This is a genomic window from Nocardioides sp. (assembly GCF_044226305.1).
Classification (GTDB): domain Bacteria; phylum Actinomycetota; class Actinomycetes; order Propionibacteriales; family Nocardioidaceae; genus Nocardioides.
The window spans coordinates 194,513-218,000 of record NZ_JBGAHF010000006.1 but is presented as its reverse complement, the minus strand read 5'-3'; the positions used below and the strand labels follow the sequence as shown (position 1 = coordinate 218,000).

Below are 23,488 nucleotides of genomic sequence, written 5' to 3'. Positions count from 1 at the left end.
CCCTCGCCCACGGCGGGCCCGCGGTGAACTAACCTCGACCTGATGTCCCAGGTCGATCCGCCCCCGTCCCTGACCCCTGCCGGGGCCCTTCTCGACGCCACGATCGACGAGCACGGCGACGAGCTCGTCGCCCTGCGCCGCGACCTGCACGCGCATCCCGAGCTCTCCTGGCGGGAGATCCGCACCACCGCACTGGTCGCGGCCCGGGTCGCCCGGGCCGGGTGGCGGGTGCAAGAGCTGCCACGCGCCGGGCTGGTCGCGGAGATCGGTGACAGCGGTCCCTGCGTCGCGCTCCGTGCCGACCTCGACGCCCTCCCGGTCCCCGACCTCACCGACGACCCGTGGTCGAGCACCGTCGAGGGGGTGACCCACGCGTGCGGCCACGACGTGCACGTCGCCTCGCTCGTGGGTGCGGCGATCGCGCTGGGACGTCTCCACGACCGGGGGCTGCTGCCCGGACGGGTCCGGCTCCTGTTCCAGCCGGCCGAGGAGGTCATGCCCGGCGGCGCGCTCTCACTGATCGAGGACGGTGCGCTCGCGGGCGTCGACCGGATCTTCGGGCTGCACTGCGACCCGAGCCTCGACGTCGGGAAGGTCGGGCTGCGCGAGGGCCCGATCACCGGTGCGGCCGACCACCTCGAGGTGACGCTCACCGGCTCCGGCGGCCACACCTCGCGCCCGCACCTGACCGAGGACCTCACCTACGCCCTCGGCAAGGTCGTCACCGAGCTGCCCGCGATCCTCTCGCGACGGCTCGACCCGCGGGCGGGGGTCAGCGTCGTGTGGGGCATCGTCCACGCCGGCTCCGCCCACAACGTGATCCCGGCGACCGGCCGCATCGGCGGGACCGTCCGGATGCTCGACGCGGTCGCCTGGTCCGAGGCGGAGAAGCTCGTGCCCGTGCTGGTCGAGCAGATCGTCGCGCCGTACGGCGTGCACGCCCAGGTCGACTACCAGCGTGGCGTCCCGCCCGTGGTCAACGACCTGGAGTCGATCGTGCTGCTCGGCCACGCGGTCGAGGAGGTGCTCGGCCTGGTCGGCCACGAGTCGACGCAGCAGAGCCTCGGCGGCGAGGACTTCGGGTGGTACCTCGACCGGGTCGCCGGCGCGATGGGCCGGCTCGGGACCCGGACGCCGGGAGGGCGCACCTACGACCTCCACCAGGGCAACCTGCGGGTCGACGACCGGTCCGTGGTGATCGGCGCGAAGGTCCTCGCGCAGGTCGCCGTCCTGTCGACGCTCGCGTGAGCGGGCGTCGGGCCCCGTCCGCGGACGGAGCCCGACGGCACCGCTAGCCCTTGCGGTAGGGGATCCCGTCCGCCGCGGGCGGCCGGGACCTGCCGACCAGGCCGGCGACGGCGAAGATCGTGACGACGTAGGGCAGCATCAGCATGAACTGGCTCGGGACCGGCGAGCCGATCACGGACAGCACGCCCTGCAGGTTTGAGGCGAACCCGAAGAGCAGGGCGGCCAGCGTCGCCCGGATCGGGTCCCACTTGCCGAAGATCACCGCCGCCAGCGCGATGTAGCCCGCACCGCCGGTCATCTCCCGGTTGAACTGCGGGACCGAGACCAGGGTGTAGAAGGCGCCGCCCATGCCGGCGACCGCGCCGGCGATCAGGATCGTGCGGTAGCGGGTGCGGTTGACCTTGATGCCCACCGTGTCGGCGGCTGTGGGGTGCTCGCCGACGGCACGCACGCGCAGGCCCCACCTGGTGCGGTAGAGCGACCAGGTCACCAGGGCCACGGCGATGTAGAGGATGTAGACGATCGGGGTCTGCCGGAAGAAGATCGGGCCGATGAGCGGGATGTCGCCCAGCACCGGGATGACGACGGCGTCGAAGTGCGGCGGAGAGTTGAGCGAGTCCGCGTTGGGCGCCAGGACCTGGGTGAACATGAAGCTGGTCAGGCCGAGCACCAGCACGTTCAGCACGACACCGACGATGACCTGGTCGACGAAGTAGGTGATCGCGAACAGCCCGAGGAGGAGTGCCACGAGCACGCCGGCCGCGCTCGCGGCCACCAGGCCGGCCCAGGCCGAGCCGACCACCGAGGCGATCATCGCGGCGGCGAACGCCCCGGCGAGGAGCTGTCCCTCGATGGCGATGTTGACGACGCCCGAACGCTCGCCCAGGACGCCGCCGAGGGCGCCGAAGACCAGCGGTACGGCGAGCGCCAGCGAGCCCGAGAGGAGCCCGACGACCGGGATGGTGCCGCCGGTGGCCGCCCAGGTGAGGAACCCGAAGACCCACGCCACCGAGTAGACGACGATCAGCCAGAGCGGGGTCGGCCGGTGCCGGCTGTAGAGGACGACTGACCAGACGGCGCACAGCGCGCAGAGGACGACCACGACCCAGGCGGTCAGGGTGGAGGGGACCGTCACCGTCGGCAGCTGCGCGAAGTCGCTGGGGACGGCCAGGCGGAACGTCGTGTCGCCGTCCTCCGGCCAGATGGCCACGATGGCGAGCAGGACGATCGTGAGGACGCTGAGCAGGACCGGCGTCTTCTTGTCGATGACGGTGGTGACGCCTGCCAGCGGGGTCTCGTCGAGGGGGATGCTGGCCTCGCTGGTCGTGGTGCTCACTTCGCCTCCTGCGCGGGCAGCCGGAACAGGGTCTTGATCAGAGGTGGCGCCGCCAGGAAGAGCACGATGAGCGACTGGACCACCAGCACGATGTCGACGGGGATGCCCTGCGAGGCCTGCATCGCGAAGCCGCCGGCCTTCAGTGCACCGAAGAGGACGCCCGCGGCGAGGATCCCGAGCGGACGCGAGCGGCCCAGGAGCGCCACGGTGATCGCGTCGAAGCCGATCCCGGCGTCGAGGTCGACGGTGATGCCGCTGGTGACCGTGCCGAGCACCTGGTTGGCCCCGGCCAGGCCGACGAGCGCACCGGCGATCAGCATGACCACGACGTAGGTGCGCCCGACGTTGATCCCGTTGGCGCGCGCCGCCGCCGGGTTGATGCCGACCGCGCGGATGCGGAAGCCGAGCGAGGAGCGCTCGAGCAGCCACCAGGCGAAGCCGACCGCCACCAGCGCGATGATGAAGCCCAGGTGCAGGTTGTACTGGTCCCCGAAGAGCTTGGGCAGGGTCGCGGAGTCCTTCATCGGCAGCGACTTGGGGTTGAAGGAGTCGGGGGCCTGCAGCAGGCTCTGCTTCGAGAGCGCGAAGAACACCAGGTAGAACGCGACGTAGTTGAGCATGATCGTCGTGATCACCTCGTGCGCCCCGGTGCGTGCCTTGAGCACGCCCGCCAGGCCGGCCCAGAGCGCGCCCGCGAGCATGGCCGCGACGAGCGCCAGGGTCACGTGCAGGACGGGCGGGAGGTCGAAGTGGAAGCCGATCCAGCCCGCAGCCGCGCCGGCCATCAGCATCTGACCGCGACCACCGATGTTGAACAGGCCGGCTCGGAACGCGATGCCGACGCCGAGGCCGGAGACGATCAGCGGGGCGGCGAACTTCGCGGTCTCCGTCAGCGGCTTGATGCCCTGCTGGAAGTCCACGGCGTTGGTGTTGTAGATCGACCCGCGGAACAGCGCCGTGTAGGCGCCCCAGACCGCGTCCCAGGTCGCCTGGAAGAAGTCACCGGGTCGCGCGGTGATGTAGCTGGCGGTCGATCGCACGTTCTCGTCGGTGACGGCGATGAGCACCGAGCCGACGACGACCGCGAGGAGCACGGCGAGGACCCCGTTGAAGACGCTCCCGGCGGCGATGTCGTGGAGGGTCGTGCGCCAGCGGTTCGACTCCGGCGGCGCCTGGTCCGGCTCGGTGGGCGGCTGCTGCTCAGCCTGGACGGCGCTGCTCACGCGACGACCCCTTCCGGACGCTCTCCGGTCATCATCAGTCCGAGCACCTCTCGCGGTGTGTTGGCGGGGACGATGCCGACCACCCGGCCCCGGTAGAGCACCATGATCCGGTCGGCCAGGGCCGCCACCTCGTCCAGCTCGGTGGAGACCACGAGCACCGCGGCCCCGGCGTCGCGGCCGGCCACGATCTGCTTGTGGATGAACTCGATCGAGCCCACGTCCACGCCGCGGGTCGGCTGCGCGGCGATGAGGAGCTTGATGTCGCGCGAGAGCTCGCGGGCGACCACGACCTTCTGCTGGTTGCCGCCCGAGAGCTCCTCGGCGAGCGCGGTGATGCCGGGGGCGCGGACGTCGTACTCCTTCAGCTTCTCCTCGGCGAACTTCTCCAACCGGTCGAGCGCGAGCGTGCCGCGCCGCACGAACGGGGCCCCGTGGCTGCGGTTGAGCATCAGGTTCTCGGCGATCGTGAACTCCCCGACCAGGCCCTCGGTCTGCCGGTCCTCGGGGATGAAGCCGACGCCGGAATCGAGGACGTGGCGGACCGACCGGCCGACGAGCTCCTCGCCGTGCAGCCGGATGGATCCCTCGACGTGGTCCTGGAGCCCCATCAGCGCCTCGGTGAGCTCGGTCTGCCCGTTGCCCTGGACGCCGGCCACCGCGAGGATCTCGCCGGCGTGGATCGCGAAGCTCACGTCGTCGACGTGGACCCGGCCCGCGTCGTCGAAGACCCGCAGCCGGTCGACGCGCAGCGTCTCCTGACCCGGGGTGGCGGGGTCCTTGTGGACGGTCAGCTCGACGGGCCGGCCGACCATCATGGAGGCGAGCTCGGCGTTGCTCGCCGTGGGCTCGGCCTCGCCGACGACCTTCCCGAGCCGGATCACCGTGATCTTGTCGGCGACCTCGCGGACCTCACGGAGCTTGTGGGTGATGAAGACGATCGCCTTCCCGGCCTCCTTGAGCTGGCGCATGATGCCCATCAGCTCGTCGGTCTCCTGCGGGGTCAGGACCGCCGTGGGCTCGTCGAGGACGAGCACCTGGGCGTCGCGGGAGAGCGCCTTGATGATCTCGACCCGCTGCTGCACGCCGACGGGGAGGTCCTCGACGAGGGCGTCGGGGTTGACGTCGAAGCCGAACCTCTCGGAGATCTCCCGGACCCGGCGCCGGGCGGCCTCGACGTCGAGGGTGCCGGCGAAGCCGGTGGCCTCGTCGCCGAGCATCACGTTCTCGGCGACCGTGAAGACGGGGATCAGCATGAAGTGCTGGTGGACCATCCCGATGCCGGCGGCGATCGCGTCGCCCGGGCCGGAGAAGTGCTGGACGACACCGTCGAGCTCGATCTCGCCCTCGTCGGCGGGGTAGAGCCCGTAGAGGACGTTCATCAGCGTCGACTTGCCGGCCCCGTTCTCACCGAGGAGGCAGTGCACCTGCCCGCCCTCGACGGTCAGGGAGATGGCGTCGTTGGCGACCAGCGTGCCGAAGCGTTTGGTGATGTCGCGGAGCACGAGCTGCATGGGGGCGATCCTAGTGTCGGCGGGGGGTCCAGAGACGAGAGGGGGGAGGCCGGCCGGAGCCGACCTCCCCCCTCCCGAGGGTCGTACGAACCTACGCGACCAGCGTCACTGGTTGAGGTAGGAGTTCACCGGGATCGAGCCGTCGATGATGCCGGCCTTGATCTCGTCGAGCTGGCCCTGCAGCTCGGCGGGGACCTTGGACTCGAAGTTGTGGAACGGGGCGATCCCGACACCGTCGTTGTCGAGCGTGCCGACGTACGGGGAGAAGTCGAAGTTGTCGCCGTCGTTCGCCGCGGACATGATCGCCTCGTAGGTCGAGACCTTCATGTTCTTGAGGATCGACGTCATCACGACGTCCTGCGTGGTCGGGTCCGTCTCGAACAGGTCGGCGTCCACGCCGATCATCGCGATGTCCTTGCCGGAGTCGCCGATGGCGGTGACCGCGCCCTGGTAGATCGGGCCACCGACCGGCAGGATCACGTCGGCGTCCTGGTCGATGAGCTGCTTCGCGGTGTTCGTGGCCTTCTCGTTGGCCTCGAAGCCACCGGTGAAGCTGCCGTTCTTGCCGTCCCAGCCGACGACCTTGACGTCCTTGCCGTTCTCCTCGTTGTAGTAGTCGACGCCCTGCTTGAAGCCGTCCATGAAGATCGTGACGGTCGGGTAGGGCTGACCACCGTAGGTGCCGACGACACCGGTCTTGGTGTAGTCGGCGGCGGCGTAGCCGGCGAGGAACGCGGCCTGCGCGGTGTCGTAGAGCAGCGGCTTGATGTTGGGCTCGTCGGCCTTGCCGTCGAAGGTCTGGCCGTCGTCACCGCCGTCAGCCGCGTCGTCGATCAGGACGAACTTGATGTCGGGGTTCGCGGCGGCGGCCTCCTTGGTGGCCGCGGCGAGCGCGAAGCCGACGGTCACGATGGTGTCGCAGCCCTCGCCGACCAGGCTGTCGATGTTCGGCGCGTAGTCGTTCTCGCTGTTGGACTCGACGGACTTGAAGTCGGTGCCGAGCTCGTCGGCGGCCTGCTTGACGCCCTCGTAGCTGAGCTGGTTGAACGACTTGTCGTCGAAGCCGCCCGCATCCGAGACGATGCACGGCAGGAAGTCCGACGCCGACGTGCTGCTGCCTCCGTCGCTGCCTCCGCTGGACTCGTCCGGCGCGCTTCCACAGCTGGTCAGCACGGCGGCGGCCAGCAGGGCGGCCACACCGCCGCCCGCGGCCTTCCTCAACTTGTTCACTATTGCCTCCAAGATCCTCGCCCGTCGACGTGACGGCGCGACCGTCGGTCACGGTATCGAACCCCATCGGTCCGACAAGCCGGAAACCGGGAAAGATTCTGTAACGGTTAGGGTGTCGTCGTGCAGGCTCGCGTTGCAGGCCCGTTCGGCCGCAAGACCATCGCCGGAGCCCGGTCGTGACCGATGCCCCGGACGTCGCCGCCGACCCCGTGTGGGGCGAGCTGCGGGCGACCGCCGACGAGGCGGCGACCCACGCCTACGCGCCGTACTCCCGGTATCGCGTCGGTGCCGCGGCCCGCGTGGACGACGGGCGCGTGGTGGCCGGCTGCAACGTCGAGAACGCGGCGTACGGCGTGACGCTCTGCGCCGAGTGCGGGCTCGTGAGCCAGCTGCACCTCGGGGGCGGCGGCCGGCTCACCCACTTCGTCTGCGTGAACGGTGACGGGGCGGTGATCATGCCGTGCGGACGCTGCCGGCAGCTGCTGTTCGAGAACGGCGGCCCGGACCTGCTCCTGATGACCGGCTCCGGGGTCCGGTCGATGGCCGAGGTGCTCCCGGACGCCTTCGGGCCCGACGACCTCGCCCCGTAGGGTCTGCGTCGTGGGAGAGATGCATGACGCCGTCGAGGTCATCCTTGCCAAGCGCGACCGCCACGAGCTGGGCGACAGCCAGATCGACTGGGTGATCGACGCCTACACCCGCGGCGAGGTCGCGGACGAGCAGATGTCGGCGCTCGCGATGGCGATCCTGCTCAACGGCATGAACCGGCGCGAGATCGCCCGCTGGACGGCGGCGATGATCGCGTCGGGGGAGCGGATGGACTTCTCGTCGCTCTCGCGCCCGACCGCCGACAAGCACTCGACCGGCGGCGTCGGGGACAAGATCACGCTGCCGCTGGCCCCGCTGGTGGCGGCGTGCGGCGTCGCCGTCCCCCAGCTGTCGGGGCGGGGACTGGGCCACACCGGGGGGACCCTCGACAAGCTCGAGTCGATCCCGGGGTGGCGCGCCGCCCTGTCGAACGCCGAGCTGCTCGCCCAGCTGGAGTCGGTCGGCGCGGTGGTCTGCGCGGCCGGTGACGGTCTCGCGCCGGCGGACAAGAAGCTCTACGCGCTGCGCGACGTCACGGGCACGGTCGAGGCGATCCCGCTGATCGCGTCGTCGATCATGTCGAAGAAGATCGCCGAGGGCACCGGCGCCCTGGTGCTCGACGTGAAGGTCGGCACCGGCGCGTTCATGAAGGACGTCGCGTCGGCGCGCGAGCTCGCCGAGACGATGGTGGCGCTCGGGCAGGACGCCGGCGTGCACACCGTCGCGCTGCTGACCGACATGTCCACCCCGCTCGGGCTCACGGCCGGCAACGCGGTCGAGGTGCAGGAGTCGGTGGACGTGCTGGCCGGGGGCGGACCCGGGGACGTCGTCGAGCTGACCCTCGCCCTGGCCCGGGAGATGCTCGCCGGAGCCGGTCGCGACGACGTCGACCCTGCCGACAAGCTGGCCGACGGCACCGCGATGGACGCCTGGCGCGCGATGGTCGCCGCCCAGGGTGGAGACCCCGACGCCGACCTGCCGGTCGCGCGGGAGTCGCACGTGGTCGCCGCGCCGTCGTCCGGCGTGCTCACCCGTCTCGACGCGATGGCCGTCGGCATGGCCGCCTGGCGGCTCGGTGCCGGCCGGGCCCGCAAGGAGGACCCCGTGCAGGCCGGCGCCGGTGTCGTCTGGCACGCCCGCCCCGGCGACGAGGTCACCGAGGGTCAGCCGCTGCTCACCCTGCTCACCGACGAGCCGGCCCGGTTCGACCGGGCGCTCGCCTCGCTCGAGGGCGGCTACGACGTCGCGCCGGCGGGCACGCCGTACGAGCCCGCTCCGTTGGTCATCGACCGCATCGGCTGACCGCCGAGTCGGCGCCTACGCGAGCAGCAGGACGACCGTCTCGGCGACGCAGGCCGGCTTGGTCTCGCCGTCGATCTCGATCGTGTAGCGCAGGGTCATCTGCTGACCGGCCGGGACGTCGACGATCTCGCCGAGCGTCACCCGGGCGCGGACCCGGCTGCCGACGCGGACCGGGTTCGGGAACCGCACCTTGTTGACGCCGTAGTTGAGCTTGGCCCCCGGGGTGTCGAGGGCGAAGACCTGGCTGCCGAGGTAGGGCACGAGCGACAGGGTCAGGTACCCGTGGGCGATGGTGCCGCCGAAGGGGCCGGACGCCGCCCGCTCGACGTCGACGTGGATCCACTGGTGGTCGCCGGTCGCCTCGGCGAACCGGTCGACCCGGTCCTGCTCGATGGTCAGCCAGTCGGACGTGCCGAGCTCCTCGCCGCTCGCCGCGGACAGCTCCTCGAGGGTCGTGAAGACGCGCATGGCCCAGAACCTAGCGGGGTTCTGGAAGGATCGCGCCCATGACCCCGACCTCGACGCCGAGCCTTGACCAGATCCGTCGGGCGCCGAAGGTGCTGCTGCACGACCACCTCGACGGTGGCCTGCGGCCGCAGACCATCATCGACCTCGCCGCGGAGGTCGGCCACGCCCTCCCGGTGGTGGAGGGCGCGATGACCGCGGAGGTGCTCGGGCAGTGGTTCGCGGAGGCGGCCGACTCCGGTTCGCTGGAGCGCTACCTCGAGACCTTCGAGCACACCGTGTCCGTCATGCAGACCGTGCCCGCCCTGACCCGGGTCGCCCGCGAGTGCGTCGAGGACCTGGCGGCCGACGGCGTCGTGTACGCCGAGATCCGCTACGCCCCCGAGCAGCACGTCAGCACCGGCCTGAGCCTCGACGACGTCGTCGCGGCGGTCCAGGAGGGCTTCGAGCAGGGCACGGCGGCCAGCGGGGGGCGGATCGTGGTGCGCCAGCTGCTGACCGCGATGCGCAACCAGGCCCGCTCGATGGAGATCGCCGAGCTGGCGGTCGCGTGGCGCGACCGTGGCGTGGCCGGGTTCGACATCGCCGGTGCCGAGGCGGGCTACCCGCCCACCCGGCACCTCGACGCGTTCGAGTACCTCCAGCGGGAGAACGCGCACTTCACGATCCACGCCGGCGAGGCCTTCGGGCTCCCCTCGATCTGGCAGGCGATCCAGTGGTGCGGGGCGGATCGCCTGGGCCACGGCGTGCGCATCATCGACGACATCACCGTCCACGACGACGGCACGGTCGAGCTGGGGCGGCTGGCGGCGTACGTCCGCGACAAGCGGATCCCGCTGGAGCTCTGCCCGTGGTCGAACATCCAGACCGGCGCGGCCCCCTCGATCGCCGAGCACCCGATCGGGCTGCTCGCGGACCTCCGGTTCCGCGTCACCGTCAACACCGACAACCGGCTGATGAGCCACACCTCGATGAGCCACGAGATGGCCTCGCTGGTCGAGGCGTTCGGCTACGACCTCGACGACCTGCGCTGGTTCACGATCAACGCGATGAAGTCCGCGTTCCTGCCCTTCGACGAGCGGCTCGCGATCATCGACGGCACCATCAAGCCCGGGTACGCCGCGCTGGCCCAGGAGTCGGCCCAGGAGTCGGCAGAGGAGACGTCAGGGTGAAGATCCACTACGTCCCGACCGTCCTGCTGCTCGGCAGCGCCGCCCTGATCCTCGTGGTCGGCGTGCTGCTGATGCTCAAGGGTCGCGCCCAGCGGCGGAGCGCGACGAGCTTCCGGGAGCGGGCCGTCCCCGTGACCGGGACCGTCGTCGAGCTCCAGGCGAAGGACCTCTCCCTCGGCTCGGAGCCCGACACCCGCTACTTCGCGCTGGTCCGCTACCTCCCGGCGGGTGCACAGGAGCCCCTGGAGGCCGTGACCCTGACCGACGTGCCGTCGCCGCCGCCGCGGGTCGGTGACGAGATCGAGGTCGCCTACGACCCGGAGCGGCCGCAGCGCGTCGACGTGGTGGCGACCGAGGCGAGCGCCGAGGGCGCCGGTCGCACCTGGATGCTGCTCGGCTCGCTGGTCCTGCTGGTCGCGCTCGGTGTCGCCGCGGCCTGGTTGCTCCTGGTCTTCATCGTCTGGACCTCCTGATGCCGGACCCGGCGCAGTCGATCTTCTGGATCGCGCTGTGCGCGGTCCTGGCTCCGCTGCTGGCCGGGATCGTCTTCCGCAACCGGGTCCCGGAGGTCGTGCTGCTCCTGGTCCTGGGCGTGCTCGTCGGGCCGAACGTCCTCGACCTCGCGGTGACGGCGCCGGGGGTCGAGATGCTCCGCGAGCTCGGCCTGGGGATGCTCTTCCTGCTCGCCGGCTACGAGATCGAGCCGGCCGAGCTGGTCGGACGCGGCGGCCGGCGGGCGCTGGTCACCTGGCTGGCCTGCCTGGGCGTCGCGCTCGCGCTGGTCTGGCTGATCGGGCTCAGCGGACAGGTCCACGGCGAGATCGCCGTCGCCATCGCCCTGACGTCGACGGCGCTCGGCACCCTGCTGCCGATCCTCAAGGACAGCGGGCTCCTGGCGACGCCGTTCGGCCGGACCCTGCTCCACCACGGGGCGTACGGCGAGCTCGGGCCGATCGTGGCGATGGCGATCCTGCTCGGTGCGCGCGGCCCCGGCCTGTCCCTGGCCTTCCTGGTCCTCTTCGCGGTCGTCGCCTACCTGGTGCACCGGTTCGGCGCCGCGCTCAACCGCGAGGGGTCGCGCCTGCTCGCCGTGGTGCGTGGCGGGGCCGAGACCTCGGGGCAGACCCAGGTCCGCCTGGTCGTCCTCCTGCTGGTGACCCTCGGGGTCGCCGCAGCGGCGTTCGACCTCGACGGGGTGCTCGGTGCGTTCACGGCCGGCTTCGTGCTGCGGCAGCTCGTGCCCAACGGGCACGAGAGCCTGGAGCACAAGCTGGAGGGCCTCGCCTTCGGCCTGCTGATCCCGGTCTTCTTCATCACCTCCGGCATGGCCATCGACCCGCACGCGGTCGCGGCCGAGCCGGTCACGCTGCTGGTGTTCGTGCTGCTGATCCTCCTGGTGCGCGGCGGCGGCGTGCTGGTCGCCTCGAGGACGGGAGGGTTCGACGCCCGCGACAGCACCGCGATGGCGCTGTTCGCCTCGACCGGCCTGCCGATCATCGTCGCGGTGACGTCGGTCGCGGTGTCCGCGGGGGAGATGACCACGACGAACGCCTCGGTGCTCGTCGCGGGCGGCGCGCTCACGGTGCTCGCCTGCCCGCTGCTCGGCCAGCGGCTGCTCGACCGCTCGGCTGCCCCAGGCGTCACCCGGATCGGGTGAGCCCGGACGGGTGGTCCGGAACCTAGGGTCCCACCGTGGACAGCTTCTGGGACTTCTTCTGGTTCGTGCTCGCCTTCTTCCTGCTCATGGCGTACCTCATGGTGCTCTTCCAGATCCTCACGGACATGTTCCGGGATCGGGAGCTGAGCGGCTGGTGGAAGGCGGTGTGGGTCGTCTGCCTGATCTTCGCCCCGTTCCTCACGGCCCTGATCTACCTGATCGCCCGTGGTCGCGGGATGGCCGAGCGCAACGTCGCCGCGATCCAGTCGGCCCAGGCCAGCCAGGCGGAGTACATCCGCTCGGTGACCGCCGGTGCCGGCTCTCCTGCCGACCAGATCGCCCAGGCCAAGAGCCTGCTCGACTCGGGTGCCATCAGCCAGGAGGAGTACGACAGCCTCAAGGCCAAGGCGCTGGGCTGACCGCGTCGGCCCCGGATCTCCGGGGCTGACTCAGCGGGGGAGGACCGCCCACCAGGCGTGGTCCCACCCCGCCAGTCCGACGCGACCGCGCCGGAACTGCTCGCGTCCGACGTCGACGAGGCGTCCGGACGCCGGTTCGAAGAACCGCAGCCGGCCGCCCTCCTCGCCGAGCGCGAGGACCACGTGCCGCGGCAACCAGGCGTTGCCGACGTACACGGGAACCGGGCGGCGCAGCCGGGTGGCCGCGACGACCGCGTCGTAGCCGGACGAAGGGGAGGTCCGGACCCAGCGGACGTCGCGGTCGCCCAGCTGGCGGGCGACCGCCCACGGCGGCGTGCCGAGAGCGCGTGGCCAAGGCACCTGCAGGTGGCCGTGGTCGACGAGCCCGGTGACCTGCCGGTGCACCTCCAGGACCTCGGCGCGGAACCGGTCGGGCACCGACGGGGCCGAGCCGAGCTCCTGGCCGTACGCGTGGTCCTCGATCATCCGGGCCACGACCAGGCAGGTCGCGCCGCACGACACCCGGTCCGGCTGCACCAGCCGCTCCCGGAAGACCCGCTCGGGCCAGTCCTCGGTCACGGCTGCGGCTCGCGACGGAGCAGGTCCTGCACGGCGGCGTACGCCTCGTCGGGGTGGACCGGCACGCACCCGCGGGCGACGGCGTGGGCGACCACCCGCCGCTGGTCGCGCAGCAGCGCGACCCCGCGGCGCACCAGCACCAGCGGCGGCTTGCGGCGCTCGCGCAGGTCGCGGGTCAGCCGGCGCCAGAACGTGACGACGGGGTGCTGACGCACGCAGTACGCCGCCGCGAGCAGCGCGGCCTCCCGGCAGTGCGGGACGACCTCCTGCGCGAAGATGCCCTCGGCGAGGAACAGGTCGTGCCCGGCGAGGTCGAGCTGCTGCCAGCCGCACCGACCGTCGTGGGCGATGTCGTAGATCGGCACCTCGGCGCGCCCGGTGCGGCACAGCTCCTCGAGCGCGGCCATCGCGTCGTCGAGCAGCCACGACGCCGGGTCGTCCCAGTCGACGATCCCGGCGTTCGCACCCTCGGTGATGATCGGCAGGGTCGGGTCGCCGCCGCTCTTGTAGAAGTCGTCGAGCCGCAGCACCGGCAGGCCGAGCCGTTCGGCGAGACGGGACTTGCCGGCACCCGAGGGGCCGGCGAGGACGATCACGCGAGCCCTCAAGTCCGTCAGTTGCCCTTCGGGTGCCAGACCGTCTTGGTCTCCAGGAACGCCGTCATCGGCTCCAGGCCCGGGTCGAGGGTCCAGTCCGGCTCGGCGGCCGGCGCCCGGCGTACCCGCTTGAGGTTGTCGGCGGCAGCCACCTCGAGGTCGGTCGCGAGCGCGGTGTCGCCGGCGGTGCCGGTGAGGTCGATCGCGTTGACGTCCATGTGCGAGGCCAGCCAGGGCCCGACCGTCGCGGCCGAGCCGGTGAGGAGGTTGACCACCCCGCCGGGCACGTCGGAGGTGGCGAGCACCTCGGCGAAGGTGACGGCCGGCAGTGGGCGGGCGTACGACGACACGACGACCGTCGTGTTGCCCGTGACGACCACCGGGGCGACGACGCTGACCAGGCCGAGCAGGGAGGACTCCTGCGGCGCGAGGACCGCGACGACGCCGGTCGGCTCGGGGACCGAGATGTTGAAGAACGGGCCCGCCACCGGGTTGGCGTTGCCGACGACCTGGGCGATCTTGTCGGCCCAGCCGGCGTACCAGACGAGCCGGTCGACGGCCTCGTCGACGACCTTGTCGGCCTTCGACGCCGACAGGCCCTCGGACTGGACGACGGCCTGCACGAACTGGGCCCGCCGGTCCTCCATCACCTCGGCCACGCGGTAGACGATCTGCGCGCGGTTGTAGGCGGTGCGCCCGGCCCAGCCGGGGAACGCCTTGCGGGCGGCCACGACGGCGTCGCGGGCGTCCTTGCGGGAGGCGAGTGCGGCGTTGGCCACGAACGTCCCCTTGCTGTCGGTCACCTCGTAGGAGTACCCGGACTCCGAGCGCGGGAAGGCGCCGCCGATGTAGAGCTTGTAGGTCTTGCGGACGTCGATGCGGGTGCTCACTTGAGGTAGGCCTCCAGACCGTGCCGACCGCCCTCGCGGCCGTAGCCCGACTCCTTGAACCCGCCGAAGGGGCTGGTCGGGTCGAACTTGTTGAACGTGTTGGCCCACACGACGCCGGCGCGCAGCCGGTCGGCCATGGCCAGGATCCGTGACCCCTTGTCGGTCCAGACGCCGGCCGACAGGCCGTACGGCGTGTTGTTGGCCTTCTCGACGGCCTCGGCCGGCGTGCGGAAGGTGAGCACGGAGAGGACCGGCCCGAAGATCTCCTCGCGGGCGATCCGGTGTGCTTGGGAGACGCCGGTGAAGATCGTCGGCGGGAACCAGAAGCCCTGCGTCGGCAGGTCGCAGGCGACCTCCCAGCGCTCGGCGCCCTCGGTGTCCCCGACCTCGGAGAGCTCGCGGATGCGCTTGAGCTGCTCGCCGGAGTTGATCGCGCCGATGTCGGTGTTCTTGTCGAGCGGGTCGCCCATGCGGAGCGTGGACATCCGGCGCTTGAGGCGCTCCAGCAGGTCGTCGTACACGCTCTCCTGGACGAGCAGCCGGGAGCCGGCGCAGCAGACGTGGCCCTGGTTGAAGAAGATGCCGTCGACGATGCCCTCGACCGCCTGGTCGATCGGCGCGTCGTCGAAGACGATGTTCGCGGCCTTGCCGCCGAGCTCGAGCGTGACGCGCTTGCTGGTGCCGGCCACCGTGCGGGCGATCGCCTTGCCGACCTCGGTCGAGCCGGTGAAGGCGACCTTGTCGACGTCGGGGTGGGCGACCAGCGCCTGGCCGGTCGCCCCGGCGCCCGTGACGATGTTGACCACGCCCGGAGGCAGGTCGGCCTGCTGGCAGATCTCGGCGAACAGCAGTGCGGTGAGCGGGGTCGTCTCCGCCGGCTTCAGCACGACCGTGTTGCCGCACGCGAGCGCCGGGGCGATCTTCCACGCGAGCATCAGCAGCGGGAAGTTCCAGGGGATCACCTGGCCGGCGACGCCGAGCGGGCGCGGGTCGGTGCCGCGGCCGGCGTGCTCGAGCTTGTCGGCCCAGCCGGCGTAGTAGAAGAAGTGCGCGGCGACCGTCGGGATGTCGACGTCGCGCGACTCCTTGATCGGCTTGCCGTTGTCGAGCGACTCCAGGACGGCCAGCTCGCGGCTGCGCTCCTGGATGATCCGCGCGATGCGGTAGAGGTACTTGGCGCGCTCGCGGCCCGGCATCCTCGACCAGACCTTGTCGTAGGCCTTGCGCGCGGCCTTCACGGCGGCGTCGACGTCGGCGTCGTCCGCCTCGGCGACCTCCGCGAGGACCTCCTCGGTGGCCGGGCTGATCGTCTTGAAGCTCGTGCCGTGGCCGTCGACGAACTCGCCGCCGACGAACAGGCCGTACGACGGCTTGATGTCGACGACGCTGCGCGACTCGGGAGCCGGTGCGTACTCGAACGGGGTGCCCTGCGTTGTCATCGGGGATCAGTCCAGCGTGAAGTAGTCGGGGCCGGAGTAGCGGCCGGTCGTCATCTTGGTGCGCTGCATCAGCAGGTCGTTGAGCAGCGTGGAGGCGCCGAAGCGGAACCAGTCCGGGTCCAGCCAGTCGGGGCCGGTGACCTCGTTGACCATCACGAGGTACTTGATCGCGTCCTTCGCGGTGCGGATGCCGCCGGCCGGCTTCACACCGATCATCTGCCCGGTCTGCTCGCGGAAGTCGCGGACCGCCTCGAGCATGACCAGCGTGACCGGCAGCGTGGCGGCCGGCTGGACCTTGCCGGTCGAGGTCTTGATGAAGTCGCCTCCGGCCATCATCGCCAGCCAGCTCGCGCGGCGGACGTTGTCGTAGGTCTGGAGCTCACCGGTCTCGAAGATGACCTTGAGGTGGGCGCTCGAGCCGTCCGCTCGGACGCACGCCTGCTTGACGGCCACGATCTCCTCGAAGACCTGGAGGTAGCGGCCGGAGAGGAACGCGCCGCGATCGATGACCATGTCGATCTCGTCGGCGCCGGCGGCGACGGCGTCCCGGGTGTCGGCCAGCTTGACGTCCATCGCGGCGCGGCCGGAGGGGAACGCGGTCGCGACCGCGGCCACGTGCACCCCGGAGCTCCCGAGCACCTCGTTCACGTCCGCCACCATGTCGCCGTACACGCAGACGGCCGCGACCTGCGGGCAGGTCGGGTCGGCGGGGTCCGGGCGCATCGCCTTGGCGGCCAGGGCGCGGACCTTGCCCGGCGTGTCCTGGCCCTCCAGCGTCGTCAGGTCGACCATCCGGATGGCGAGGTCGAGGGCCTGCGCCTTGGCGCTGGTCTTGATCGAGCGGGTCCCGAGCCCGGCGGCGCGGGCCTCGGCGCCGACCTGGTCGACCCCGGGGAGGCCGTGGAGGAACCGCCGCAACGACGCGTCGGACGCCGTGACGTCGTCGAACGGCGACCCGGACGCGCGATCGAGGAGGGGGGAGGTGCTGCTCACCGACCCAGCATAGGGTTGACGTCGCGATGGACCACAACCCAGGAGAGTCCCGATGAGCCAGCCCGACGCCCGACCCGCGGTGGAGCGTTTCCACGCCACGAACGGGCGTGCGAGCGGTTACCTCGGCCTCGCCGTCGGCGTGGCCGTGCTGGCACTGGCGATCGCGGGCTGGAGCACGGGTCGGGCGCTCGGCGTCGCGATCCTGGCCGTCCTCGGGCTGCTGCTGGTGTGGGTCGTGATGCTGCGGCCCGCGATGTGGGCGACCGAGCGGGACCTGGTGGTGCGGGGGATGTACCGCACCGACAGCGTGCCGCTCGCCTCGATCGACAAGGTCGCCGTCGGGCAGGTCACCGCGGTCACCGCCGGGGACCAGCGGTTCCTGTCCCCGGTCGTCGGCTACACGGCGCGCCAGACGATCAAGCAGCGCGCGGCCAAGGCCCCGTCCTCGTCCTCGGCGGCCGCGAGCGCGGCCGACACCTACCAGGTCTTCGTCGAGGAGCGGATCACCCACCTCGCCCGCGAGGCACGGGAGCTGTACGGCGACGACGGTTCGGTGGCGCGCCGTACCTATGCCTGGCCCGAGCTCGTCGGCACCGGTGTCCTGCTCCTGGCGTTCCTGGTCTGGCTGCTGGCCTTCTGAGGCGGCGGACCCGGGAAGTCGGCCGTGCGTGACAACGGCGGCGCCTCGGGGTTCGTCTAGGGACCATGACGCCCGCCACCCGCCTCAGCACCGCGCTCGACGACCGACTCGACGGGCTTCCGACACGCCCTCCTGGGCACTACCTCGCCGCCGGGCGGGCGGCCGCGCGTCGCCGGCGCCGGCGTCGCGCGGGGGTGGCCGGGGTCGCGGCCGGCGTGGTCACGGTCGGGGTGCTCGCCGCCGGCTCGGTGCTTCCCCTCGGGGACGGTCCCCACCGAGGGCTGGCCACGCTGAACGCACTCCTCGGCGAGGAGCTGGTCGGCGAACGGCCCTGAGGCATCGGAGGCGCTCGCAGAACGCCCTGCTCCTCCTCCGCCGCAGGTTCACCATGGCCTGTTGCTGAACCCTCACTTCCCACGGCGGGCATGGCGTGGGAAGTGCGGGTTCACCTGGGTCCCATGGTGAACCGACGCCTGGTCCGGACAGCCCGACCCTCAGATCCCCGCGGCCGCCTTGATCCCGTCGCGCAGCGCGTCGAGACGGCCGGCGGCGGCGATCCGGGCCGCGTCGACGCCGTCGTCGGGGTGCACGGGTACGACGACCTCGAGGTAGCACTTGAGCTTCGGCTCGGTGCCGCTCGGCCGGACGACCACCCGGGCGCCGTCGGCGAGGTGGTAGCGCAGTCCCTCGGTCGGCGGCAGCTCGGGGCTGCCGAGCGCGAGGTCGTCGACCCGCTCGACCGCGAGGCCGCCGAGCTCGGCGACGGGGGTGGTCCGCAGCCGCTCCATCGCGGCGGCGATCTCGGCCAGGTCGGTGACCCGGACCGACAGCTGGTCGGTGGCGTGCAGCCCGTGGGTGACCGCGAGGTCGTCGAGCAGGTCGGTGAGCGTGCGCCCGTCCGCCTTGAGCGCCGCCGCGAGCTCGCAGAGCAGCAGCAGCGCGGAGACACCGTCCTTGTCGCGGACGTGCTCGGGGTCGACGCAGTAGCCCAGCGCCTCCTCGTAGCCGAAGACGAGTCCCTCGACGCGCCCGATCCACTTGAAGCCGGTGAGGGTCTCGGCGTAGGGCTGACCGGCGGCGGCGGCCATCTTCCCGAGCAGGCTCGAGGAGACGATGCTGCACGCGTAGGTGCCCTCCGTGCGTCGCTCCAGCAGGGCGTGCGCCAGCAGCGCCCCGACCTCGTCGCCCCGCAGCATCCGCCACCCGTGCGGTCCCGGCACCGCGGCCGCGCACCGGTCGGCGTCCGGGTCGTTGGCGACCACCAGGTCGGCACCGCGCTCCTCGGCCAGCGCCATCGCGAGGTCCATCGCCCCGGGCTCCTCCGGGTTGGGGAACGCCACCGTGGGGAAGTCCGGGTCCGGCTGCTCCTGCTGGGCCACGACCGCCGGCTCGCGGAAGCCCGCCGCCTCCAGGACCCGCAGGACCGTGGTGCCGCCGACCCCGTGCAGCGGGGTGTAGACCAGCTCCAGGTCGCGCGGCCCGTCGACGGCGAGGTCGGCGACGGTGTCGAGGTAGCGGTCGACGATCTCCTCGTCGAGCACCGTCCCGGCCTTGCCGCGCGGCACGTCGGCGAGGGGTCCGACGGCGGCGATGCGCGCGGCGATCTCGGCGTCGGCCGGAGGGACGATCTGGCTGCCGTCGCCGAGGTAGACCTTGTAGCCGTTGTCCTCCGGCGGGTTGTGGCTGGCGGTCACCATCACGCCGGCAGCGCACCCGAGCTCGCGGATCGCGAACGCGAGCAGCGGGGTCGGCAGCGGGCGGGGGAGGACGTACGCGGTGAAGCCGGCCCCGGTCATCACCTCTGCGGTGTCACAGGCGAAGACGTCGGAGTTGTGCCGGGCGTCGTACCCGATCACGACCGCGCCGCGGGCGTGGCCGGTGTCCACCAGGTACGCCGCCAGGCCCGACGCGGCCCGGGTGACCACCACCCGGTTCATCCGGTTCGACCCGGCGCCGAGGGCGCCCCGCAGCCCGGCGGTGCCGAACTCGAGGGTCCCGTCGAACCGGTCCGCGAGCTCGTCGGGGTCACCGCCACCCTCGACCTCGGCGAGGAGCGCCTCGAGCTCGGACCTGGTCTGCGGGTCGGGGTCCTCGGAGAGCCACGCCCGAGCGCGGTCGAGGAGGGTGGCCACATCGGCACTCGTCATGGAGGGCACGATACGAGGGTGCGCGCCTCCTACACGTTCTCCGGTCGGTGGGAGGTGTCCGCGCCGGTCCCCGCGGTGCACGACGCGCTGGTCGACCTCGAGCACTACCCGGACTGGTGGCCGCAGGTGGTCGCGGTCGCCTCGCTCGGTCCGGACGACGCCCGGGTGCTGTGCCGGTCGCGGCTGCCCTACATGCTCGACCTGGTGCTGCACGCGGTCGACCGGTCGCCGCGGCGGCTCGAGGTGGCGGTCAGCGGCGACCTCGACGGCTGGGTCCGGTTCGACCTCGCGCCGACCGCCGGCGGCACCCGCCTCGACCTCGCCCAGGAGGTCTCGGTGTCGGGTCCGCTCGCGCTGGCGTCGTACACCGCCCGTCCGGTGCTGCGCTGGAACCACCACCGGATGATGGCCGGCTTCGTGGCCGGGCTCGAGGCGTGGCTCAGGCGTTGAGGGCGGCCTCGATGTCGTCGGCGATCTGCTCCGGTCTGGTGGTCGGTGCGTAGCGGTCGAGGACGGTGCCGTCCTTCCCGACCAGGAACTTGGTGAAGTTCCACTTGATCCGCGAGCCGAGCAGGCCACCTCGCTGGGAGCGCAGGTAGCCGAAGACGGGGTGCGTCCCGGGCCCGTTGACGTCGACCTTGGCGAACAGCGGGAAGGTGACGCCGAACCGGCTCTCGCAGAACGCCGCGATCTCGTCCTCGCTCCCGGGCTCCTGGCCGCCGAACTGGTCGCACGGGAACCCGAGCACGGCGAACCCGCGCTCGGCATACCGGTCGTGGAGCTCCTGCAACCCCTGGTACTGCGGCGTGAAGCCGCACTGCGAGGCGGTGTTGACCACGAGCACGACCTGGCCCTCGTAGGCCGCGAGGTCCAGGTCGGTCCCGTCGATGGTCCGGGCGGAGAGGTCGTGGAGGGACGTCATGCGTCGATCGAGGACATGTCGCCGTAGCGGGCGCCGACGACCGCGTCGCGCGGCACCGCCTCGTCGAGCGCCGCGAGGTCGTCGGCGCTGAGCGTGACCTCGGCCGCACCGACGTTCTCCTCGAGGTAGCGCACCCGCTTGGTGCCCGGGATCGGGGCGACCCCCAGGTCGGGCCCGCCCTGCGCGAGCACCCAGGCGAGCGCCAGCTGGCCGGGCGTGCAGCCCTTCTCCTCGGCGATGGCGCGGACCCGGTCGACGAGCCGGAGGTTGGCGCGCAGGCCCTCGCCGTTGAGGCGCGGGAAGTACGCCGAGCGCCGGGAGTCGTCCTCGTCGAGGGAGTCCTCGGAGGTGATGGCGCCGGTGAGGATGCCGCGGCCGAGGGGCGAATAGGGCACCAGGCCGATGCCGAGCTCACGGATCGTGGGCAGGATCTCGTCCTCGAGGTCACGGGTGAAGAGCGAGTACTCGGTCTGCAGCGCCGTGATCGGGTGCACCGCGTGGGCCCGCCGGATCGTGTCCGGCGAGGCCTCCGACAGCCCCAGGTGGCGCACCTTGCCCGCGTCGACGAGCTCCTTCATGGCGCCGACGGTCTCCTCGATCGGGACGCTCCTGTCGACGCGGTGCTGGTAGTAGAGGTCGATGTGGTCGACCCCGAGCCGCTGGAGGGAGGCGTCGCAGGCGGCGTGGACGTACTCGGGGCGGCCGTTGATGCCGACGCGGCTGCCGTCGGGGCGCCGCTCGTTGCCGAACTTCGTGGCGAGCTGGACCTGGTCGCGTCGGCCCGCGACCGCCTTGCCCACCAGCTGCTCGTTGGTGAAGGGGCCGTACATGTCGGCCGTGTCGAGGAAGGTGACCCCGAGGTCGAGGGCGCGGTGGATGGTCGCGACCGCCTCGGTCTCGTCGCCGGTGCCGTAGAACTCCGACATCCCCATGCAACCGAGGCCGAGGGCGGATACGGTCAGCGGGGCGGTGGTCCCGAGGGTTCTGCAGGCTCATGCCCCTACTCAAGCGCGGTGACCCAAAGCAGGCAGGGTCAGGTCCGGTCGAGCGCGGGGCGCACGAACGCCGCGGTGGCGAACGGCCCGCCGACGTGGGCGCCCTGCTCCTCGTCGTCCGGACCCGGCGGCACCGAGCCGGCGAACGCCTCGGCGTCGTCCTGGGGGTCGTAGCCGAGCGCCCGGCCCGGTGCCAGGTCCCACCAGGCGCGGGTGTTCGCCGAGATGCCGTAGAGCACGGCGAAGCCGGGCGCCGGCGTCGTGAGCGCGGCCTCGACCATCCGCACGCAGTCGTCGTGCGAGAGCCAGGTGGCGAGCTGGCGGACCGTCTCGGGACGCTCCAGGAAGGAGCCGATCCGGCAGGCGACGGCATCGAGGCCGTAGCGGTCGGCGTAGAGGCTCATCAACGCCTCCGCGGCGACCTTCCCGACGCCGTAGAACGTGTCCGGCCGCGGGCGGGTCTCGACCCTCACCAGGTCGCCCGGCAGGTCGCGACGCGGCGTGCGCCCGACGGCGTGGTTGGAGGACGCGTAGACGAAGCGGGGCACGCCGTGCTCGTGCATGGCGTCGAGCAGCGCCGCGGTCGTGACCACGTGGGAGGAGAGCGAGTCGGGGAGGCTGGCCTCGCCGGGGTGACCGGCCAGGTGGAGGACGGCGTCGAAGGACTCCGCGTCGAACACGGCGGCGACCGCGTCGGCGTCGGTGCAGTCGAGGGTGTACCAGGCCCCGTCCTCGCCGTCGGGCTGCGGCACCCGGTCGAGACCCACGACGGTGTGGCCCGCCGCCGTCAGGGCGGGGCAGACGACACGACCGATGCTGCCGGCAGCGCCGGTGACGAGGACCTTCACGGGCGCAGGCTATCCGGACCTCAGATGCGGGGGACGACCTCGCCCAGCAGTGCGCCCATCCGGGACGCTGCCGACCGGCCGGCCTCGAGGACCTCCTCGTGGTTCAGCGGCTGGTCGCTGATGCCGGCAGCCAGGTTGGTGACCAGGCTGATGCCGAGCACCTCCATGCCGGCCTCCCGGGCCGCGATCGCCTCGAGGGTGGTGCTCATCCCGACCAGGTGCCCGCCGATGACGCCGGCCATCCGGACCTCGGCGGGGGTCTCGTAGTGAGGGCCGGGGAACTGCACGTAGACGCCCTCGTCGAGGGTCGGGTCGACCTCGCGGCACAGCGCCCGCAGCCGTGAGCTGTAGAGGTCGGTGAGGTCGACGAAGTGGGCGCCGACGATCGGCGAGCGGCCGGTGAGGTTGATGTGGTCGCTGATGAGGACCGGGGTGCCGGGCTCCCACGTCTCCTTGAGGCCACCGCACCCGTTGGTGAGCACGATCGTGCGGCAACCCGCGCGGGCCGCCGTACGGACCCCGTGGACGACGGCCGCGACGCCCTTGCCCTCGTAGTAGTGGGTGCGGCTCAGGAAGACGAGCAGCTGCTTGTCGCCGGACCGGACCGAGCGGATCTTGCCGGCGTGCCCCGCGACGGCCGCCGGCGAGAAGCCGGGCAGGTCCGTGGTCGCGATCTCGGCGGTCGCCTCGCCGAGGGCGTCGACCGCGGGCAACCACCCGGAGCCGAGGACGAGGGCGACGTCGTGCCGCTCCACCCCGGTCAGCTCGGCCAGCCGCGCCGCGGCCTGGTCGGCGAGGTCGTAGGGGCTCGGCTCGGTCACCTGGTCCGTCACGCCGTGGACTCTAGTGGCGTCGCCGCTGTCGGACGACTCCGGCATGCTGGCCCCATGATCGATCACCTGGGGATCAACTGCTCCGACCTCGAGCGGTCCGCCGCCTTCTACGACGCCGTGCTCGGCGTCCTGGGCCACCGCCGGCTGATGGACCACGGCGTCGCGATCGGCTACGGCAGCTCGCACCCGGCGTTCTGGATCGGCCGGCAGCCCGAGGAGGGCCCGGCCTCCGGTCCCAACCGCGAGATCCACGTCGCGTTCGTCGCCTCCTCCGCCGAGGAGGTCCGCGCCTTCTTCGAGGCCGCGCTGCCCTTCGGCGTCGAGGCCCTCCACGAACCGCGGCACTTCCCCGAGTACCACGACCACTACTACGGCGCCTTCGTCCGCGATCCCGACGGCAACAACGTCGAGGCCGTGTGCCACACGGTGCCGCCGGAGCAGGCCTGACGATCGGC

General features: G+C 72.0%; 26 protein-coding genes. 11 read left to right on the top strand and 15 right to left on the bottom strand.

Annotated elements, in window-relative coordinates:
- Nucleotides 1-42 precede the first annotated feature (42 nt).
- Nucleotides 43-1,248 carry an amidohydrolase gene (locus ACILQ5_RS08880; protein ID WP_395657624.1) on the top strand — a complete coding sequence of 402 codons (1,206 nt, stop codon included), beginning with the start codon at nt 43-45 and terminating at the stop codon, nt 1,246-1,248.
- A gap of 43 nt (nt 1,249-1,291) precedes the next feature.
- On the opposite strand, the gene ACILQ5_RS08875 is transcribed toward ACILQ5_RS08880, so the two are convergent.
- From ACILQ5_RS08875 to ACILQ5_RS08860, 4 genes are all read right to left on the bottom strand, one after another.
- On the bottom strand, nt 1,292-2,584 hold the full coding sequence (locus ACILQ5_RS08875) for an ABC transporter permease (protein ID WP_395657623.1): 1,293 nt from the start codon (nt 2,582-2,584) through the stop codon (nt 1,292-1,294).
- Nucleotides 2,581-3,807 (bottom strand): ABC transporter permease, encoded by a 1,227-nt coding sequence (locus ACILQ5_RS08870; protein ID WP_395657622.1) that lies wholly within the window; start codon nt 3,805-3,807, stop codon nt 2,581-2,583. Before ACILQ5_RS08870 ends, ACILQ5_RS08875 begins: the two co-directional genes overlap by 4 nt.
- Nucleotides 3,804-5,318: an ABC transporter ATP-binding protein gene (locus ACILQ5_RS08865; RefSeq protein ID WP_395657621.1), complete on the bottom strand. Its 1,515-nt coding sequence runs from the start codon at nt 5,316-5,318 to the stop codon at nt 3,804-3,806. Before ACILQ5_RS08865 ends, ACILQ5_RS08870 begins: the two co-directional genes overlap by 4 nt.
- A 105-nt stretch (nt 5,319-5,423) precedes the next feature.
- Nucleotides 5,424-6,548, bottom strand: a complete 1,125-nt coding sequence (locus tag ACILQ5_RS08860; RefSeq protein ID WP_395657620.1) for a BMP family protein — start codon at nt 6,546-6,548, stop codon at nt 5,424-5,426.
- 176 nt (nt 6,549-6,724) lie between these two features.
- On the opposite strand from ACILQ5_RS08860, the gene ACILQ5_RS08855 reads away from it, so the two are divergent.
- The gene (locus ACILQ5_RS08855) at nt 6,725-7,138 is read left to right on the top strand and encodes a cytidine deaminase (RefSeq protein ID WP_395657619.1); all 414 of its coding nucleotides are present in this window, start codon (nt 6,725-6,727) and stop codon (nt 7,136-7,138) included.
- A 19-nt stretch (nt 7,139-7,157) separates the two neighbouring features.
- Entirely contained in the window at nt 7,158-8,438 is a 1,281-nt protein-coding gene (locus ACILQ5_RS08850) for a thymidine phosphorylase (protein ID WP_395657637.1), read from the top strand.
- A gap of 15 nt (nt 8,439-8,453) precedes the next feature.
- On the opposite strand, the gene ACILQ5_RS08845 is transcribed toward ACILQ5_RS08850, so the two are convergent.
- Nucleotides 8,454-8,906 carry a MaoC family dehydratase gene (locus ACILQ5_RS08845; RefSeq protein ID WP_395657618.1) on the bottom strand — a complete coding sequence of 151 codons (453 nt, stop codon included), beginning with the start codon at nt 8,904-8,906 and terminating at the stop codon, nt 8,454-8,456.
- Between the two features lie 38 nt (nt 8,907-8,944).
- On the opposite strand from ACILQ5_RS08845, the gene ACILQ5_RS08840 reads away from it, so the two are divergent.
- The 4 genes from ACILQ5_RS08840 to ACILQ5_RS08825 are packed head-to-tail and all read left to right on the top strand — an operon-like array spanning nt 8,945 to nt 12,151.
- Nucleotides 8,945-10,075 carry an adenosine deaminase gene (locus tag ACILQ5_RS08840; protein ID WP_395657617.1) on the top strand — a complete coding sequence of 377 codons (1,131 nt, stop codon included), beginning with the start codon at nt 8,945-8,947 and terminating at the stop codon, nt 10,073-10,075.
- Nucleotides 10,072-10,548: a DUF3592 domain-containing protein gene (locus ACILQ5_RS08835; RefSeq protein WP_395657616.1), complete on the top strand. Its 477-nt coding sequence runs from the start codon at nt 10,072-10,074 to the stop codon at nt 10,546-10,548. The genes ACILQ5_RS08840 and ACILQ5_RS08835 overlap by 4 nt, the downstream gene beginning before the upstream one ends.
- Nucleotides 10,548-11,732 (top strand): cation:proton antiporter, encoded by a 1,185-nt coding sequence (locus ACILQ5_RS08830; protein ID WP_395657615.1) that lies wholly within the window; start codon nt 10,548-10,550, stop codon nt 11,730-11,732. The genes ACILQ5_RS08835 and ACILQ5_RS08830 overlap by 1 nt, the downstream gene beginning before the upstream one ends.
- A gap of 35 nt (nt 11,733-11,767) precedes the next feature.
- Nucleotides 11,768-12,151: an SHOCT domain-containing protein gene (locus tag ACILQ5_RS08825; protein ID WP_395657614.1), complete on the top strand. Its 384-nt coding sequence runs from the start codon at nt 11,768-11,770 to the stop codon at nt 12,149-12,151.
- A 30-nt stretch (nt 12,152-12,181) separates the two neighbouring features.
- Here the strand turns inward: ACILQ5_RS08825 and ACILQ5_RS08820 are convergent, their stop codons facing one another.
- The 5 genes from ACILQ5_RS08820 to deoC are packed head-to-tail and all read right to left on the bottom strand — an operon-like array spanning nt 12,182 to nt 16,648.
- The gene (locus tag ACILQ5_RS08820; RefSeq protein ID WP_395657613.1) at nt 12,182-12,730 is read right to left on the bottom strand and encodes a hypothetical protein; all 549 of its coding nucleotides are present in this window, start codon (nt 12,728-12,730) and stop codon (nt 12,182-12,184) included.
- Nucleotides 12,727-13,326: an ATP-binding protein gene (locus ACILQ5_RS08815; protein WP_395657612.1), complete on the bottom strand. Its 600-nt coding sequence runs from the start codon at nt 13,324-13,326 to the stop codon at nt 12,727-12,729. Before ACILQ5_RS08815 ends, ACILQ5_RS08820 begins: the two co-directional genes overlap by 4 nt.
- A 17-nt stretch (nt 13,327-13,343) precedes the next feature.
- Entirely contained in the window at nt 13,344-14,216 is an 873-nt protein-coding gene (locus ACILQ5_RS08810) for an aldehyde dehydrogenase family protein (RefSeq protein ID WP_395657611.1), read from the bottom strand.
- On the bottom strand, nt 14,213-15,655 hold the full coding sequence (locus tag ACILQ5_RS08805; RefSeq protein WP_395657610.1) for an aldehyde dehydrogenase family protein: 1,443 nt from the start codon (nt 15,653-15,655) through the stop codon (nt 14,213-14,215). Before ACILQ5_RS08805 ends, ACILQ5_RS08810 begins: the two co-directional genes overlap by 4 nt.
- Before the next feature lie 6 nt (nt 15,656-15,661).
- Complete coding sequence (gene deoC, locus ACILQ5_RS08800; protein WP_395657609.1) at nt 15,662-16,648, bottom strand: deoxyribose-phosphate aldolase; 987 nt, start codon at nt 16,646-16,648, stop codon at nt 15,662-15,664.
- A gap of 52 nt (nt 16,649-16,700) precedes the next feature.
- Here deoC and ACILQ5_RS08795 point away from each other — a divergent pair, with 52 nt between their 5' ends.
- A complete protein-coding gene (locus ACILQ5_RS08795) occupies nt 16,701-17,288 on the top strand; it encodes a hypothetical protein (protein WP_395657608.1) in 588 nt (195 codons plus the stop codon).
- 65 nt (nt 17,289-17,353) lie between these two features.
- On the top strand, nt 17,354-17,623 hold the full coding sequence (locus ACILQ5_RS08790; RefSeq protein WP_395657607.1) for a hypothetical protein: 270 nt from the start codon (nt 17,354-17,356) through the stop codon (nt 17,621-17,623).
- A 159-nt stretch (nt 17,624-17,782) separates the two neighbouring features.
- Here the strand turns inward: ACILQ5_RS08790 and ACILQ5_RS08785 are convergent, their stop codons facing one another.
- Complete coding sequence (locus ACILQ5_RS08785) at nt 17,783-19,435, bottom strand: phospho-sugar mutase (RefSeq protein WP_395657606.1); 1,653 nt, start codon at nt 19,433-19,435, stop codon at nt 17,783-17,785.
- Nucleotides 19,436-19,453: 18 nt separating this feature from the next.
- On the opposite strand from ACILQ5_RS08785, the gene ACILQ5_RS08780 reads away from it, so the two are divergent.
- Complete coding sequence (locus tag ACILQ5_RS08780; RefSeq protein ID WP_395657605.1) at nt 19,454-19,885, top strand: SRPBCC family protein; 432 nt, start codon at nt 19,454-19,456, stop codon at nt 19,883-19,885.
- Here the strand turns inward: ACILQ5_RS08780 and ACILQ5_RS08775 are convergent.
- The 4 genes from ACILQ5_RS08775 to ACILQ5_RS08760 form a co-directional block, all read right to left on the bottom strand.
- The gene (locus ACILQ5_RS08775; RefSeq protein ID WP_395657604.1) at nt 19,875-20,357 is read right to left on the bottom strand and encodes a glutathione peroxidase; all 483 of its coding nucleotides are present in this window, start codon (nt 20,355-20,357) and stop codon (nt 19,875-19,877) included. The two genes, ACILQ5_RS08780 and ACILQ5_RS08775, sit on opposite strands and share 11 nt — an antisense overlap.
- Nucleotides 20,354-21,319 carry an aldo/keto reductase gene (locus ACILQ5_RS08770; protein ID WP_395657636.1) on the bottom strand — a complete coding sequence of 322 codons (966 nt, stop codon included), beginning with the start codon at nt 21,317-21,319 and terminating at the stop codon, nt 20,354-20,356. Before ACILQ5_RS08770 ends, ACILQ5_RS08775 begins: the two co-directional genes overlap by 4 nt.
- Nucleotides 21,320-21,390: 71 nt before the next feature.
- Nucleotides 21,391-22,200: an NAD-dependent epimerase/dehydratase family protein gene (locus ACILQ5_RS08765; protein WP_395657603.1), complete on the bottom strand. Its 810-nt coding sequence runs from the start codon at nt 22,198-22,200 to the stop codon at nt 21,391-21,393.
- Nucleotides 22,201-22,220: 20 nt separating this feature from the next.
- On the bottom strand, nt 22,221-23,033 hold the full coding sequence (locus ACILQ5_RS08760) for a purine-nucleoside phosphorylase (RefSeq protein WP_395657602.1): 813 nt from the start codon (nt 23,031-23,033) through the stop codon (nt 22,221-22,223).
- 54 nt (nt 23,034-23,087) lie between these two features.
- Between ACILQ5_RS08760 and ACILQ5_RS08755 the strand changes: the two genes are divergently transcribed.
- A complete protein-coding gene (locus ACILQ5_RS08755; protein ID WP_395657601.1) occupies nt 23,088-23,480 on the top strand; it encodes a VOC family protein in 393 nt (130 codons plus the stop codon).
- Nucleotides 23,481-23,488: the final 8 nt, after the last annotated feature.

Bases quoted from the DNA above. Each gene is read 5' to 3' on its own strand.
- ACILQ5_RS08880 (WP_395657624.1), top strand. From the start codon at position 43: ATGTCCCAGGTCGATCCGCCCCCGTCCCTGACCCCTGCCGGGGCCCTT.
- ACILQ5_RS08865 (WP_395657621.1), bottom strand. From the start codon at position 5,318: ATGCAGCTCGTGCTCCGCGACATCACCAAACGCTTCGGCACGCTGGTC.
- ACILQ5_RS08850 (WP_395657637.1), top strand. From the start codon at position 7,158: ATGCATGACGCCGTCGAGGTCATCCTTGCCAAGCGCGACCGCCACGAG.
- ACILQ5_RS08845 (WP_395657618.1), bottom strand. From the start codon at position 8,906: ATGCGCGTCTTCACGACCCTCGAGGAGCTGTCCGCGGCGAGCGGCGAG.
- ACILQ5_RS08840 (WP_395657617.1), top strand. From the start codon at position 8,945: ATGACCCCGACCTCGACGCCGAGCCTTGACCAGATCCGTCGGGCGCCG.
- ACILQ5_RS08830 (WP_395657615.1), top strand. From the start codon at position 10,548: ATGCCGGACCCGGCGCAGTCGATCTTCTGGATCGCGCTGTGCGCGGTC.
- ACILQ5_RS08805 (WP_395657610.1), bottom strand. From the start codon at position 15,655: ATGACAACGCAGGGCACCCCGTTCGAGTACGCACCGGCTCCCGAGTCG.
- ACILQ5_RS08795 (WP_395657608.1), top strand. From the start codon at position 16,701: ATGAGCCAGCCCGACGCCCGACCCGCGGTGGAGCGTTTCCACGCCACG.
- ACILQ5_RS08790 (WP_395657607.1), top strand. From the start codon at position 17,354: ATGACGCCCGCCACCCGCCTCAGCACCGCGCTCGACGACCGACTCGAC.
- ACILQ5_RS08785 (WP_395657606.1), bottom strand. From the start codon at position 19,435: ATGACGAGTGCCGATGTGGCCACCCTCCTCGACCGCGCTCGGGCGTGG.
- ACILQ5_RS08775 (WP_395657604.1), bottom strand. From the start codon at position 20,357: ATGACGTCCCTCCACGACCTCTCCGCCCGGACCATCGACGGGACCGAC.
- ACILQ5_RS08755 (WP_395657601.1), top strand. From the start codon at position 23,088: ATGATCGATCACCTGGGGATCAACTGCTCCGACCTCGAGCGGTCCGCC.